General features: G+C 37.6%; 7 protein-coding genes and 2 pseudogenes. 8 read left to right on the plus strand and 1 reads right to left on the minus strand.

What is annotated here, in order from left to right; translation table 11 throughout:
• Positions 1 to 269: 269 nt before the first annotated feature.
• From QNH10_RS08830 to brxL, 8 genes and pseudogenes are all read left to right on the plus strand, one after another.
• Positions 270 to 872: a DUF1819 family protein gene (locus QNH10_RS08830; protein ID WP_283734298.1), complete on the plus strand. Its 603-nt coding sequence runs from the start codon at positions 270 to 272 to the stop codon at positions 870 to 872.
• A gap of 4 nt (positions 873 to 876) precedes the next feature.
• The gene (locus QNH10_RS08835; RefSeq protein WP_283734299.1) at positions 877 to 1,185 is read left to right on the plus strand and encodes a hypothetical protein; all 309 of its coding nucleotides are present in this window, start codon (positions 877 to 879) and stop codon (positions 1,183 to 1,185) included.
• On the plus strand, positions 1,143 to 1,442 hold the full coding sequence (locus tag QNH10_RS08840; RefSeq protein ID WP_283734300.1) for a DUF1788 domain-containing protein: 300 nt from the start codon (positions 1,143 to 1,145) through the stop codon (positions 1,440 to 1,442). Before QNH10_RS08835 ends, QNH10_RS08840 begins: the two co-directional genes overlap by 43 nt.
• Before the next feature lie 17 nt (positions 1,443 to 1,459).
• Entirely contained in the window at positions 1,460 to 5,038 is a 3,579-nt protein-coding gene (gene brxC / locus QNH10_RS08845; protein WP_283734301.1) for a BREX system P-loop protein BrxC, read from the plus strand.
• 81 nt (positions 5,039 to 5,119) lie between these two features.
• Positions 5,120 to 8,625, plus strand: a pseudogene (gene pglX / locus QNH10_RS08850) (BREX-1 system adenine-specific DNA-methyltransferase PglX).
• 122 nt (positions 8,626 to 8,747) lie between these two features.
• Complete coding sequence (locus QNH10_RS08855) at positions 8,748 to 9,611, plus strand: hypothetical protein (RefSeq protein ID WP_283734302.1); 864 nt, start codon at positions 8,748 to 8,750, stop codon at positions 9,609 to 9,611.
• Between the two features lie 120 nt (positions 9,612 to 9,731).
• Positions 9,732 to 12,290 carry a BREX-1 system phosphatase PglZ type A gene (gene pglZ / locus QNH10_RS08860; protein ID WP_283734303.1) on the plus strand — a complete coding sequence of 853 codons (2,559 nt, stop codon included), beginning with the start codon at positions 9,732 to 9,734 and terminating at the stop codon, positions 12,288 to 12,290.
• Positions 12,291 to 12,306: 16 nt separating this feature from the next.
• A pseudogene (gene brxL / locus QNH10_RS08865) lies at positions 12,307 to 14,362 on the plus strand (protease Lon-related BREX system protein BrxL).
• A gap of 69 nt (positions 14,363 to 14,431) precedes the next feature.
• Here the strand turns inward: brxL and QNH10_RS08870 are convergent.
• Entirely contained in the window at positions 14,432 to 16,378 is a 1,947-nt protein-coding gene (locus tag QNH10_RS08870; protein ID WP_283734304.1) for a hypothetical protein, read from the minus strand.
• Between the last annotated feature and the right edge of the window lie 95 nt (positions 16,379 to 16,473).

Below are 16,473 nucleotides of genomic sequence, written 5' to 3' on the forward strand. Positions count from 1 at the left end.
TTCGGATTATTGGATCAGCTCGAACAAAATGAATTGGTTAAGGGTAGGCCACCACTAATTCCAATGAGTAATGGGGATAGATTCGTTGTAGGAACAATAGGACTTTAAGACCTTTGCCGACACCAATCGAATGGTAGCCGAAGTATCTGGATATATTACATAAACACCAGTAGAATAAGAGGTAAGATTAATGTTTTTGTTATCATTTTAATAATATGTTGAAAATATAAGTATTTAGGCATTTAGTATTGCGGAAAAGGTGGAATTATATGACAATGGAATTAAAGTACAGTGCGGCCCTTACTGGCGCGTCATTCATGCTTTTTGAGTTTAAGCAAATTGCAACTCTAAAAGAAAATGGTTTGTCAGATGATGAAATACGGCACAAAGTTTTGACGGAAAACTTATTTCAATATGAAAAGTTATCAAGTTTAAAGAGAGGACTTCCTTATATTTTGCAAAGAGTAAATGCTCTTGATGACTATTTACGCAAGTATGTTCTCCAAGAAACACTGGAGTCAAGTAAACTTGTAAACCTGTACGCGATTATGAAAACGGACAGGCTTTTCTTTGAGTTCATGAGTGAAGTGATGCAAGAGAAGTTAAGCACGCATAATTACACCTTGGAAAAGAAAGATATAAATTCCTACTTTGCAATTAAATCAGAACAAGACACGGCCGTTGCAAGTTGGTCGGATTCTACTGTCGAAAAACTTCAATCAGTCTTTCGTAAAATTCTTTATGAATCGGGAATTTTAACAAACTATCGAACAGGCGAGTTGAACCGGTTGATTGTTGATGAGCAAATCAAGAATCATTTACATGCTATTGGTGATGGCCGTTATTTACAAGTGATTGGAGAGAGCAGGTGATTAAATGAGTAATATTTACGGACGTTTGGATAAAATCATACCAAAAATTAAAGAGGACAAGTTCATAGACGGACGTGGACTTGGCAATGAAATTAGTTTTTATGTATTTGACTATGAGCCTCAAGCAGAGCTCATAGTTCGAGATTATGTAGAACATATTAAGAAATACTTCACTTATGAAGGGACGGACAGGAAAATCATTGAGTTTGACCTTTATAAGTTATTAATTGAGATAACCAAAGAAAAACAATTTTTGACCGAATTTTTCAGATGGAAGAGCGACAAGGGAAAGATGCCCTTTTCAAGGCGATGACGACTTTTGCAAAACCTGAAGTATTCCTACAGAAAATTAAGGAACAAATGGGTGATCACAATGTAGTATTCCTTACAGGTGTTGGAAAAGTTTATCCGTTTGTAAGATCACATAATATCTTGAACAACTTGCAAGAAGTGTTAGATAAAACACCAGTCATCATGTTCTTTCCAGGGCAATACGATGGTCAATCACTACAATTGTTCAGCAAGTTTAAAGATGATAATTACTATAGAGCATTTCGCTTGGTTGAGTAGAAAAAGGGGGATTACAGATGATACTAAAAGACATGTATTTAAAGGACATTGAACGTGACATCCGTGGGGTAATTAAAGTCGCCCAAACAAACGAAGCTGATATTTATCAGGAATTGGACGAATATGTAGTCACCCAAGAATTACATAAGCATCTCTCCAAGTTCTACGACAATTACCAAAGAGGAATTGATGGCAAGACGGACAAAATGGGAGTGTGGATTTCGGGTTTCTTTGGATCTGGTAAATCTCATTTCCTGAAAATTCTTGCTTACTTGTTAGAAAACAAAGCAGTAAAAGGAAAGAAGCCAGTCGATTTCTTTGAAGAAAAAGTCAAAGATCCACTTGTTTACGCTAATATGAAGCGAACGGCTGACGTGGCTACAGAAACAATTCTTTTCAACATCGATTCGAAAAGCTCGCTTGATAACAAATCAAAAGAAGATGCGATTTTGCGTGTCTTTATGAAGGTGTTTTACGAACATAGAGGCTATTACGGGGACATTCCAGGCGTTGCAGAGATGGAGAAGTATTTGGACAAGCAAGGTGTCTACGGAGCGTTTAAACATGAGTTTCAGGCGTTAGCGGGCGAACCTTGGGAAGAACGTCGCAACAGCTTCTATTTCGACGCAGACTTCGTTATCGGAGCATTGACAAAAGTGACCGACATGTCAGAGGAATCGGCACGCAATTGGTTCGAAAACGGGGTTAATAACTTCGAAATTAGTATCGAGAAATTCTCAAAAGACGTGAAAGAATACATTGACGAAAAAGGCCCGAACTTCCATTTAGTTTTCCTTGTTGATGAAATTGGCCAATATATCGGAGACAGCCGTAACCTAATGCTCAACTTGCAGACGCTTGCAGAGGATTTAGGGACGCATGCTCACGGTAAAGTATGGATTATGGTGACATCGCAGGAAAGCATTGACTCGATTGTCAAAGTGAAGGGCGATGACTTCTCTCGTATTCAAGGGCGTTTCGATACAAGACTATCCCTGTCATCTATTTCAGTGGATGAGGTTATTAAGAAACGTATTTTGGAAAAACACTCGCATGTCAATGATAAGCTAAAAGTTCTCTACCCTGAAAAAAGTGCCATCTTGAAAAACTTGATTAGCTTCCGAGAAAGTACGGCGGATCTTAGAGGTTTTGACAACGAACAGGAATTTGCGGATGTCTATCCATTTGTCCCGTACCAATTCAAACTACTACAAAACGTGTTTGAACAAGTAAGGAAGCATGGTTCATCAGGGAAGCACTTATCAGAAGGGGAACGTTCGATGCTCTCAGCGTTTAAGGAAGCAGGGCTTCGCTTTAAAGATGATGAAGAAGGCATGCTCATTCCTTTCCATGCGTTTTACGATACGATTAAGGAATTCCTTAACCCATCTATATCACGGGTCATTGAAGGGGCAAATGAAAACCCAGCATTAAAAGATGATCCATTCAACATGGACTTACTAAAAGTATTATTCATGATCAAATACATTAAAGAACTGCCAGCAAACATCGACAATATTGCCACACTTATGGTGACGAATATTGATGAAGACAAGCTACAGCTAAAAGAAAAAATCAAAGGTTCCCTTCGTAAATTGATTGCGCAAACATTGATTCAAAAGAACGGTGATTATTACTTGTTCTTAACGGATGATGAGCAGGATATTAACCGTGAAATCAAACAGATGAACATTGATGAAGATATCGTCAAGCGGGAATTGGCAAACTATATTTTCCAAGACTTATATGATGATAAACGATTCAATTATTCCAAGGAATATGCATTCTCCTACAATCAGATTATGGATGAGAAAACCTACGGAAACCAAACATCAAGCATCGGGTTGCAAATTCTGTCTCCACTATCAGACCATTATCACAAGTCGGATCAGGAAATGATGATGATGACTTCTGGCAGTGGTGAAATGATCATCAAGCTTGGTGGCAATGAGGCATATGTCGAGGAAATGGAAGAAGCGTTACGAATCGAAGAGTATCGCAGGAAGAAGAACATCACTCAGCTTCCTGAAAACATACAAAACATCTTGAACAACAAGCAAGCAGAAGTGCGTGAGCGTAGACGCAGAGTACGGGAACTGTTAGATGATGCCATCAAAGACGGAACATTCTTCGTCAACGGCGACAAAATGGATATCAAAGGTTCTTCTGTAAAGGAGAAAATCAATTCTGCTTTCAAACAATTGGTTGACAATGTTTATACGAAGTTAGGCTATGTTAAAGAACATTTGGTTAGCGCACAAGACTTGAAATCCATATTGCTTTCAAATGAAGGGCAAATATCATTTGATGAACAAATCGGTAAAAACCCAAATGAATTGGCAAAACGGGAAATTTATGAATTCATTGAGATGCAAAATCAAATCCAAAAACAAAATCGAGTAAAAGTTGTCTACGATCGTTTTCAGGACAAGCCTTTCGGTTGGAAGCAGCTTGACATTGCAGGACTGATTGCAGAGCTATTGATGGAGCAACGTATCCGTATTCGTTATAACGCTGAGTATTTGGAGCCGGATACAGATACGAACAAGTTAATGACGGTATTCGAGAAAGTATCTGAAGCAGATAAAGGAATTATCGTTAAACGTGTGAAAGTTGATGAAGGGCTTATAAGTACTGCGAAACGTGTGTGTAGGGAAATCTTTAACACGACGGATTTAGCGGATGATGAGGATGGCCTTGTCAAAGATATCCTTGGATTGATAGACAAACAAATTGCTGAAATCAGAGGCTACAAAGCCCGTTATGAAGGCAGAAAATATCCAGGGATGAGCTTGCTTGACAAAGGCCTTGAATACTTCGAGCAATTTGACAGCAAACTCGATAATGCTTCTTTCTTTAAAAAGTTAAACGAACTGGAAGATGATCTGGCAGATTGGGAAGAAGACATCGTTTATGTGAAAAGCTTCTTTGGCACGAATCAGAAAGACATTTTTGATCAAGGTTTGGCTGGAATCACTAAATATGAGGAGAACAAAGCATATCTCTCTCATCAAGAAGTGATGGATGCTATGGGCAAACTTCTTTCTATTATCCAAGATCCTATTCCCTATCGGAAAATCAAAGATATCCCAGAATTGGTTCATACATTAGAAAAAGAAATCAAGGTTATCCTTGTCGAGAAAAAAGACAATGCTCAACAAAAGTTAAAAATGGATTATGATGAGTTGTCAATCCTGGCGAAACAATACGGAGTATTCAATCAAACAAAGCAGCGAGTCGATTACTATTATGACGGACTAAAAAACAGTCTCGATTCGTTTACAGATATATTCAAAGTAGATGCAACCATCTCACAAAGTAATAGTTACAAAGAAAGAACAACTACGGAAATTCGCCGTGAAATTGCTGAATGGAAACGGAAAAAAGCTGAAGAACACAACGAACAGAAAGGTGGAAAAGTCGTAGATCCACCAGTAAAAGAACCTGTAGTTCAGAAACAAAGTGTAAAAGTCACTAATCTTGTCCCTGTTACAACTTTAACATCAGAAGACGATGTTGATAAATACATTAATACGTTATCCCATAAATTAAAACAAATCATCAAATCGAATAAACAAATCGAGTTTATCGAGTAACATACCAACGGGTGCCAGACATGGACATCCATTCGCGTCCTACCGCGAATTGTGGCCGTGCCTGGCACCCTATTCAAAGGAGTGACTAATTTGAACAAAACAGCCCTGAAAAAATTCGCAACTGAGGCACGAGTAGAGTTGCTGGAAAAAGTAGAGCTACAAGCAAGAAAACTTGGCATTACAGCCGAATCCATTCAAAAAGCAAATGTCGAAAGCTCAGATGCCGTCTTTATAGGCGGCAAACAGCTTTCTGATACAGAAAGAAGGCAACGAAACAAACTCATTGCTCGAATCAATGAAATTGGCTTTGCCCGTGTTATGGAAGAAACGGCATACACTTGGTTCAACCGTTTCATCGCATTAAGATACATGGAAGTAAACGACTATCTTCCTACAAAAGTGCGTGTCCTTTCTTCAAATTCAGGCAGTGCCGAGCCAGATATGATGAAAGAAGCATTATCACTGGATCTTGACTTAGATAAAGAAAAAGTTTACGACTTGAAAATGAATAATGAGACAGACGAGCTTTTCAAATATCTGATCAAAATGCATTGTAACGATTTAAACCGCTACATGCCATTCATGTTCGAGACAATTGAGGATTATACGGAAATCCTCTTTCCAGAAGGATTGCTTGGAACGGATTCTTTCGTTCGTAAAATGACGGATATGGAAGTTATTCCAGAGAGTAATTGGGAAAAGGTTGAGATTATCGGGTGGCTTTATCAATATTATATTTCGGAAGAAAAAGATGAAGTATTTGCTAATCTGAAAAAGAATATCAAAATTACGAAAGATACACTACCTGCGGCCACACAGCTTTTTACACCGAATTGGATTGTTCGATACATGGTAGAAAACTCATTGGGACGCATTTGGCTTGATAGTTATCCTGAAAGTCAATTGAAATCTGAATGGAAATATTATTTAGATGAAGCGGGGCAAGAAGAAGAGGTTATCAAGCAACTCGATGAAATAAGATATAAAAATGTAAATCCCGAAGAAATTACGTTCCTTGATCCTTGTTGTGGAAGTGGGCATATTCTTGTATATGCGTTTGATGTTTTCTACGACATGTATCTTGAAAAAGGTTATATGGAAAATGAAATCCCTCAACTAATTTTAGAAAAAAATCTCTTCGGATTGGATGTTGATGATCGTGCAGTTCAATTATCATCATTTGCAGTCATGATGAAAGCAAGAGAGAAATCTCGAAGGATTTTTAGACAAGCAATTCAACCAAATATTTGTGCAGTGCAAGAAAGCAATTGGCTAACAGACGAGATGATTAAGAATATATCTGGTAATAACAATGAAATTAAAGATGCACTTCAAACTATTCAAAACACATTTTTAGACGCAAAAGAGTATGGCTCATTATTAAGTGTGGGACTAGTAGAGTATGGATTTATTGAACAGCGATTTATAGATTATAAAGGGGAACAGGCTGATCTCGTTGAGATGGTTGACAAACAAATAGTAGAAGAAAAACTACCACTACTACTTAAGCAATCACTATTATTAAGCCGAAATTATGATGTTGTGTGTACTAATCCACCCTACATGGGGAGAAGTGGCATGAATGCAAAGCTTACGCAATACCTCGATAAGTATTATAAAGAATCAAAAGCAGACCTATTTGCGGCTTTTATTGAAAGATCTTACAAACTTGCTACAGAGTACGGATATATTTCCATGATTACTATGGAAAGTTGGATGTTTCTATCAAGTTACGAGAAGTTGAGAGAAAAATAATAGAAGAAAAAACTATTTCCCGATTAATTCACATGCCGTACCAGGGCAGAGGAAGAACCAGTTTAGGAATAAATTTTGGAACTTCTGCTGTAGTTATTAATAATCACCATGTTAAAAATTACAGAAATCAGAATATGTGTATAAGATTTAATGAAATTAATGAGGAGGGGGTACCCCTAACATTTCCAGTAATAAATGAAAGGTATAAAAGTTCGAAAGTAGTAGATTTTAATAAAATTCCAGGGAGTCCCATTGCATATTGGCTTAGCGATAAGATTAGGGAAGTTTTTGAATCTAACATTAAACTTGGTGAAATTGCGGCACCAAGAAAAGGTAATTCCACGTCAAATAATAATCTTTTTTTAAGATTATGGTATGAAGTTGAATTTGATAAGCTAAATATTAATAAAAAGAAAATCGTTCGAGAGGAAACAATAAGTAAAAGGTGGTTCCCTTATAATAAAGGGGGACAATATAGAAAATGGTACGGTAATAACGAGTATATAATTGATTGGAAAAATGATGCGGAAGAAATAAGGAAAATTCCAACTGCTGTAATTGCAAATTATGATTATTTTATGAAACCAGGCTTAACGTGGTCTACAGTTACATCTTCGAATTTTAGTATAAGAAAATTCGAAGATGGATTTATATTTGATAATGGTGGTTGTTGTTTATTTACTGAAGAAAATCAAAGAAATTACTTTTTAGCATTATTAAATTCATCGGTATTTAAATATATTTTAGCCGAAATTAATCCTACATTAAATTTCCAATCAGGAGAAATTGCGAAGTTCCCAGTAATAAAAGCAAATCCTCAACAAAATGAAATAGTTGATTTATTGGCAACTAGTAACCATCAAATTAGCAAGGGAGATTGGGATAATTACGAAACATCATGGGATTTTGAACAGCATGCTTTGTTAAAGAATAATGAAAAAATATTTACAATTGAAAACGCATTTGAAAATTGGAAAAGTCAAACTGATAATCAGTTTATAGAACTTAAGCAAAATGAAGAAAAGTTAAATCAAGTTTTTATAGAAATTTATGGCTTACAGCATGAATTGGCTTCCGAAGTTGACGATAAATATGTAACGATTCGAAAGGCTGATATGGAAAAGGATATAAAAAGTTTCATCTCCTATGCTATTGGTTGCTCGTATGGTAGATATTCACTTGATGAAGAAGGTCTCACTTACGCTGGCGGGGAATTCAATGCCTCCCGTTATAAAACATTCCCAGCAGACGAAGACAACATCCTTCCAATCTTACAAGGTGCTTATTTCGAAGATGACATCGTAACGAGATTCGTAGATTTCGTTCGGGTGACGTTTGGTGAAGAAACACTTGAAGAAAATCTTGATTTTGTAGCGAATGCAATTGGGCGTAGAAAGAATGAAACAGCAAGGGAAGCATTGCGTCGTTATTTCTTGAATGAATTCTATAAAGATCATGTGCAAGTATATAAGAAGCGACCAATTTACTGGCTGTTCACGTCAGGAAAGGAAAAGGCATTTAATTGTCTTATTTATATGCACCGTTACGATAAAACGACGCTTTCCCGTATTCGGACTGATTATTTGCATGAAGTTCAGATTCGCTTGGATGCGGAGAAGAAGGACTTACTTGAAATTATTGAAGGGGATTCCACAACTAAGGAAATCAGTAATGCAAAAAAAGAATTGAAATCGCTCGATAAGAAAATTGATGAGTTGAAAGCGTATGATGAGTTGTTGCATCATATGGCGGATATGCAAATTGAGATTGACTTGGATGACGGTGTGAAAGTGAATTATGAGAAGTTTAAGGGGTTAGTGGCGAAGATATAACCTTAGAATGAGAAGCGGTTTCTGTTCATGGACTTGCTTCTCTTTCATTCATATTTAGAGTGACAATCGGGTAATCGTTACTTATTTTGATGTAAGAGCTACTGAAATTGGGTGAATAATTAATGGGAATAATCGAATGGGAAACAGTTCTTACAGATGTTTTGTCTGGTAGTGCAGTGCTTATAATTGGAGCAGTAGGTGGCGGACTTTTTGGATACTTTCGTGGAAAAAAGAAATCAGTATTAGCAATCGAAAGGAAAAACATGATATACCAGCCATTACTGGATGAACTGAATCCAATAAGTAATTTTGAATTAAATGTTTTTAAAAATGAAGAAGCTTCTATTTTGAAGGAAGTTGTTACAAATGAATATAAGTACGGATTGTCAACGGAGTTACAAGAAAAGTGTAATCAATTATATTCACTAATACAACAATTTAATAAAATCAACTTAGTATCTGTTGCTCAAAATAAAATTGTAGGGATATTTGAAAGTGGATATAGAGAAATATTTGGAAGTATAATTGATGGAATCAGTAATAATAAGGACAGGGATGGGAATGAATGGGAGGTTGAGCATTTAGCTTTACCAGTTGAATTAATTCGAAGAACTGATTTCAAAAAATCTATTATTAATCTCCTTAATAATGAAGAATTGTATGATAGTGAAGTTTGTGTGGATGAAAATAATAATATTTTTGTTCCGATATATGGAGAATTAGTACATGTATACAATTCTGTTTTACATGCAACTATTAATGGTGTAAGTAATCAATTACCTCCACTAAAAAAAGAATTAGGTATGTCGCCTGCTGAGTACATGGCTCTTAATTATGACTTTTTTAAAATATTTAATGCAGACACACAAAAGATAAGAAAGTATGAGCTAAGAGAAGAAATAATATTCAAATCGCAAGAAGTAATAGAAGATTTAAAAGAAGTTATAAGAAAAATAGTACAGATATACGAAGTTGAAGAAGTCTAAGTGGATACTATGAAACTTAAATAAGTTGTAATTGACGAAATACTAATTAGCCTCAAAGATATATCTTCATTCACTGGTGAATCTTAGTTTTATTATAGCTGTAGAGAGTAGGTGATTGTAATGAACATGGGACAAATTGAATCCGCACTAAAAGACATTTTCAATGAACCGCTAAAAGACGGAGAACAGCGAAAAATCGTCTTCTGGGTGGACAAGGACGAAGAATTTATTGAAGAAATCGAGCAATTGGCGATTGCTGGAGTTAATGTCGAAACATTATCTGATAATAACCAATTCTACATGAAGCATTTATTAGAGGAAGAAGATCCGACTTCTTCTTATTTAATCTATACGAATGTGGAGTTAGGTGTAGAGGATAACTGGCTGGCGGATACGGTGTTGTATTCAAAGACGTTTTTTGCGGATCGAGTGTCACTTCTTTTGAGTGAGCTTCACATTGACCCATCACTTAGGGCGACTGTTAAAGAGCATGAACGATTCTTTAATAATAAAGAGCGGTTCCGAAAATTTAAGGCATTTGGCATCGAATCTTATACAGAGGAAACGATTGAATTGGCAATCATGAGTGTTCTTTGCAACGTGAATACAACTGATTTTGAAGCAGTGTTAAAAACAGTGCTAATGGATACGCTGGATGATAACGACAACAAGTATTTGTCGCTTATGGAGCGATTCTTTGATATTGACGTATTTTGGACGTATGTGGCGAATCATTATGGGTATGAGCGTGAAACGAAGACGTTGAAGACGCTGTTCTTTCATTTAACTGTGACGGCGTTCAATCATTCTGTGGGTGAAGAGTATTTAACGTCTGTGCAAGATTTTATTGCCAAGCGGAATAAAGCGAATGCATTGGTGTTCATTGACCATTGGATGCACCACAAAACGGATTACACGATTTTTGATGAAAACGCAGAAATGGTTGAACGAGAAATCCAACTTCCAAGTATATTGCAATCTGTCCCTATTGATGAATTCAAGCAGGCTGATACATTCCCATATATCGACAAAGCGATCATCATTCACATTGCCAATAGCTTGATGGAGAAGCTGGAAGATTATGAGGAATATACAAAACTTATTAAGTTAAGACGGGCGAAACATTACTACAATCAATATGCATCCGTATACGAAGCCCTCTATTATACGGTTATGATGCATGAATTCCATAAAGAACATCAGCAAGGCATTCCACAAGTGCGGGCATTCGACCTGTACGAAGAGTATCGTAAGGAATATCACGTCATGGATACATACTACCGCAAGTTTTACATTGCGTACGATGAGGAAAGCAACCACGAATTATTGAAGAAGTTGAAAGAGCTTGTGGAATATCTGTATACGAATTGGTTTATGGGAGAGTTGAGTTCGCACTGGTCGCAAGCGGTGAAAGCAGAAATGACCGAGGAATGGTCGCTTCCTGGTGTACAAAATCAACAAGCATTTTATTCATCCATCGTCGCACCGCATATTCGAAATGGCGATCGTGTCTTTGTAATCATATCGGATGCGATGAGATATGAAGTGGGAGTTGAACTTGCAGAGCGGTTGAACTCTGAAACGATGGGTGTCTGTGACATGCAGACGATTCTTGGGGTTGTGCCATCAGTCACTAAGCTTGGAATGGCCTCATTGCTTCCACACCGTAGTTTAGATTTTGATGCAAATGGTCGGGTGCTTGTTGATGGAAAAGATTCAGCAGGGCTTGAAAATCGTAAGAAAATCATTGAGTCATTTGTAGACGAAAGCATCGCTGTTCATTTCCAAGACGTGCTTGCAATGAATAAGGCAGGCAGACGTGAGACGTTTAAAGGGAAGAAGCTTGTTTATATTTATCATGACACGATTGATGCGATGGGCGACAAGGCTTCAACAGAAATGTACACGTTTAATGCGGTGGAAACAGCTTTAAATCAATTGTACGATTTGGTGAAAATCATTCGGGATGATTTGAGTGGAACGAACATTTATATTACTGCCGATCATGGTTTCCTTTATCAGCGAGATGCACTGGAAGAGAGCGATAAGATTGGCAATGAAATAGTGGATGCGGTTGAAGTGAAACGTCGTTATGTGTTGTCACAAGAAAAACGTGATGTTTCAGGACAACTGGCGATTAACTTATCTTCCGTTGTGAAAAACGAACATGGCTTAACGGCGTATGTACCGAATGGAACGATTCGTAATCGAATACAAGGCACTGGCGTGAACTTTGTGCATGGTGGGGCAAGCTTGCAGGAAGTTGTTGTTCCGTTAGTTTCATTCAAAAATAAGCGGGCGGGACAAAAAGGTTCGCAAGCTATTCAAAAGGTTGATGTTAAGCTTACAAGCACGACACGCAAAATTACGAATAGCATTTTCAACTTAGATTTCTTCCAAACGGAAAAAGTGGAAGATAAGAGGATTCCTCGTACAGTTGTAATTTGTATGGCAGACGACAAAGGAAATGTGCTGTCAAATGAAGAAAGAATTATTGGGGATCGTTCATTTGATAATCCAGCCGAACGGACATTTAGAATTCAATTTGTATTGAAAAATATTTCATACGATCGTAACAAAACCTATTACTTAATTGTAAAAGATACAGAAACAGGTGTTATTACGGAAAAAGTTCCGTTTTCCATCAACTTAGGAATTGTAAGTGATTTTGATTTTTGAGTGAGGGGGTGTAAGCATGGAAGAACGATTAGAGGGGACTCTGACGTTGGATCTCGATAAAAAGTTGAATGAAGCATTTGCAGGTCGTGTCGTCCGTAAAGACTTGACAAAGCTGATTAAAGAAGGGGCGAACGTCCCTGTCTACGTCCTTGAATATTTGCTTGGCATGTATGCAGCTACGGATGATGAAGATAGTATCCAAGAAGGTGTTGAGCGTGTTAAGAAAATCCTTTCAGATAACTTTGTCCGGCCAGATGAGGCGGAAAAAATTAAGTCGCGAATTCGTGAGTTGGGCCAGTACACCATAATAGACAAAGTTACAGTCGCTTTGAATCCGAAAATAGATACGTATGAAGCAGAGTTTTCGAATCTTGGACTAAAAGGTGTTCCAATCGCTTCAAATTTTGTAAAAGAGTACGACAAGCTTTTAGTTGGCGGCATTTGGTGCATGGTAAAGATTGATTACTTTTATGATGAAGAAGTGCGGGTAATGAATCCATTTAGTGTAGGTAGCCTGCAGCCGATTCAAATGCCCAATATGGATATCAATGAGGTGTTTGAAGGTAGAAGACAGTTTACGAAGGATGAGTGGATTGATGTGTTAATCCGTTCGACCGGGATGGAACCGACGCAATTGGAGGAACGGGTGAAGTGGCATCTTTTGCTACGACTTGTTCCGCTTGTCGAAAATAACTATAACATGTGTGAACTTGGACCTCGTGGGACAGGGAAATCGCATGTGTACAAAGAGATTTCGCCGAACTCTATTTTAGTGTCAGGTGGTCAGTCTACCGTTGCTAATCTTTTCTACAACATGTCTACACGAAAGATTGGACTTGTCGGTATGTGGGATTGCGTCGCCTTTGATGAAGTAGCGGGTATCCGCTTTAAAGATAAAGATGGCATCCAAATTATGAAGGACTATATGGCATCAGGTTCATTTGCGAGGGGAAAAGAAGAGAAAAATGCTTCTGCATCCATGGTGTTTGTCGGAAACATTAACCAAAGCGTGGATGTATTGCTAAAAACATCCCATCTATTTGCCCCGTTCCCAGAGGAAATGGCAAATGATACGGCGTTCTTCGATCGGATGCATTACTATATGCCAGGTTGGGAAATTCCGAAAATGAGACCCGACTTCTTTACGGACAAGTACGGATTCATCGTCGATTATATCGCTGAATATTTCAGGGAGATGAGGAAACGGTCCTTTGCGGATTCCATTGATAAGTATTTCAAGCTTGGCAACAACTTGAATCAACGGGATACAGTAGCTGTTCGCAAGACGGTATCGGGTATGGTAAAGCTCATTTATCCAAACGGAGAATACACGAAAGAAGACATCGAAGAAATCATCCAGTACGCAATGGAAGGTCGCCGTCGTGTCAAAGAACAGCTTAAGAAGATAGGTGGTATGGAGTTTTACGATGTCATGTTCTCTTATATTGATAAGGAATCATTACAAGAAGAATATGTCTGTCCCAGAACAAGGGGGCGGAAAACTTATCCCAGAAGGCATGGGCAAGCCAGGACATGTCTATGTGGTCGGACATGGCAACTCAGGCATGATTGGCGTGTACAAGCTTGAAAACCAGGTTGTGAGTGGAACAGGGAAGTTCGATAAGTCTGGGGTCAGTTCCTCCCGTGAGGCAAGGGAAAGCCTGGATACGGCATTCCGTTACTTCACAGCGAACAGCAAAAGTATCAGCAATGCAATTAGTACGAAAACTAAAGATTACCTCATGCATATCAGTGACCTTCAAGGTATTGGACTGACGGACGAACTGGCGATTGCTGAACTAATCGGGCTATGTTCGGGGGCATTGGATAAGCCTGTTCAAGAAAGCACCGTTGTGATTGGCAATATGACCGTCGGCGGTACGATTGCAAAAGTAGAAGAGTTTGCGAACGTATTGCAAGTATGTGTCGATGCAGGGGCGAAGAAAGTTTTGATTCCTGCTTCATCTGTAATGGACTTGCAGACAGTTCCACCTGATTTATTGGTCAAAGTGCAGCCGGTGTTTTATGCCGATCCGATTGATGCGGTGTTTAAGGCTTTGGGGGTTGGGTGAGGAAGTAAAGATAAAAAGCAGCAGCCATCTAAAGTGATGGCTGCTGCTTTTTATGATAATAAAAATACCCTAAGTCATGTCCCATAGCCTTCCCTTATAGCCTGCCGGATGTGTTTTTACTTCCATACTTAACTTCCTACTTTTTATTGTTTTAAAAGAACTAGCATCTAAATCAAAAATACTGATACCAACTTGTTGATTTCCATGCAAGTGGGCGATGATGTTATTATGTTTCGTATATGGGGCTTGTGCTGTTGAGCCACCAAACTCACCTGAATTAGCTAAGATTACAGGTTGATACATGTGATATTGCAATGCAGCAACCATATTGTCAAAAGTTTGAATATCCTTATTCAAAGCAGATACTACAAAGATATCGGATATATCTCGTAAATCAGAGACTAATGCCAAATCTGTTGCATCATAACATATTGCCCCAGAAATTCGTATTTTATTATTATTACCGTCTGTCATTTCAATAAGTATCTGGTAGGGGCGGTGTCCCTTTATATTCATCTGAGATTCTGCCTCAGTCACGTTTGCTTTTCCTTGATAAATATAATTAAATTGTCTTCCGCTTTTTCTATCATCCCGCAAAAGCCATAGAGCTTGATTTCTCAGTTCACCCGACTTTTTATCACTTATGAAAGTTAGACCTGCAAAGATACAAGCCCCTGTTTCTTGTGATAAACTCTCCAACAAATCAAGATCATCCAAATGTATAGATAGCTCAGGGAAGATAATTAAATCAATTTTATTTTTTGTGATTTCATTATCGGTTAGATTGGTTGTTGATGCTTGAGCGCGAATTAAATTACACATAGCAGCTAAGTGTCTTCGGTGTGTTTTTCGATCATTTTTCGACCAATTTTCCGGATCTTTAGTATTTATATCCGTTATTTTAGGAAATAGCGTTTGTGCGATTGCTATTTTAAGGGAATCACCCGCTTTATCAGGATCACTATTAACTGGGATAACGTAACTAGGTGTATTTGATAACTTACCGAAAATCTCTCTTTGAAATTTAATTCGTTTATTAATCAGCTTATTGAGACTTGCAGCAGTTTCTATGGACGCTTGCGAAATAGACCTATCTATTAGTTCGATACCCGGCCACTGAAGTAATTTTAAGAGCAACTCTGATAACCATGGAGTGACAGGAAAGTGATCATCGAATAAACCTTTTGGCATATTATTAATGCCGAACCTTCTAGTATAGCTTGTTGAACGAATACCACGATAGCTGTCTTGCTCTTCCTGAATTAGAAATTGGGTTGTTGTATAATCATACTCACCTGTTAAACAAGATCTAAGTATTTTCCCAAGTGAATAAATCCACATTCTTTCTTTAGGCACCCACTCAGGGATGCTTTTTTCTATTGTGAACTTGTCATTACCAAGTTCAATCTTTATATTGCTTTCAAGATTAATATTCCTCCAATCTGTGCAACTTATATTGAAATCAATAACGCCTGCTCCATCTTGTATAGCTTTAATATTTTTAGGTTGCAAGAGTTCCTTTATTAATAATAGAAGAGCATTCTCTTGTTCAAAAGGATTATTGTCAGACATAATTACTCTTAGCAGGCTGATGGGTTTATTTCGTACCAGATTAATTTCTTTCTTTGAAAGATTCTTTAAGAACGTAGTAGCGCTTTTCGACATGATATTATCAATTTTAATAAGCAATCTCTTAGATTGGATTGAGGTATATAAATTGTGCAACATATTTGCATCCGTTATTAATAATAAATTGTATATCTCTTCATGAAACTCTTCTTCAATGTTGTTTATCCATTTGACAAACCATGAGTTAAACCTCTTAGGCGAGGACTTAATGTGCTGAATAATTAAAGCCATTGAAAGCTGATCGTGTATACTAGTTGTATTGGTACTAGGGATTCTGTAATTCGCACAATCAATTAGACATTTATATTCAATCATTTTATCTTCGTTTTTCAAATTGATATCATTATGACCAACTGAAATCAAATAGATAACTGCTGATTGTGCCATGTACCAGCAATCTTCATGATTATCTAAGACCTCTTTAGCAAAGACTGCCAACTCTTCTTGGAAGTCGTTAACATCCGCCTTGAGCGGATAATAGC

The sequence above is a fragment of the Sporosarcina thermotolerans genome, from assembly GCF_030067815.1.
Classification (GTDB): Bacteria; Bacillota; Bacilli; order Bacillales_A; family Planococcaceae; genus Sporosarcina; species Sporosarcina thermotolerans.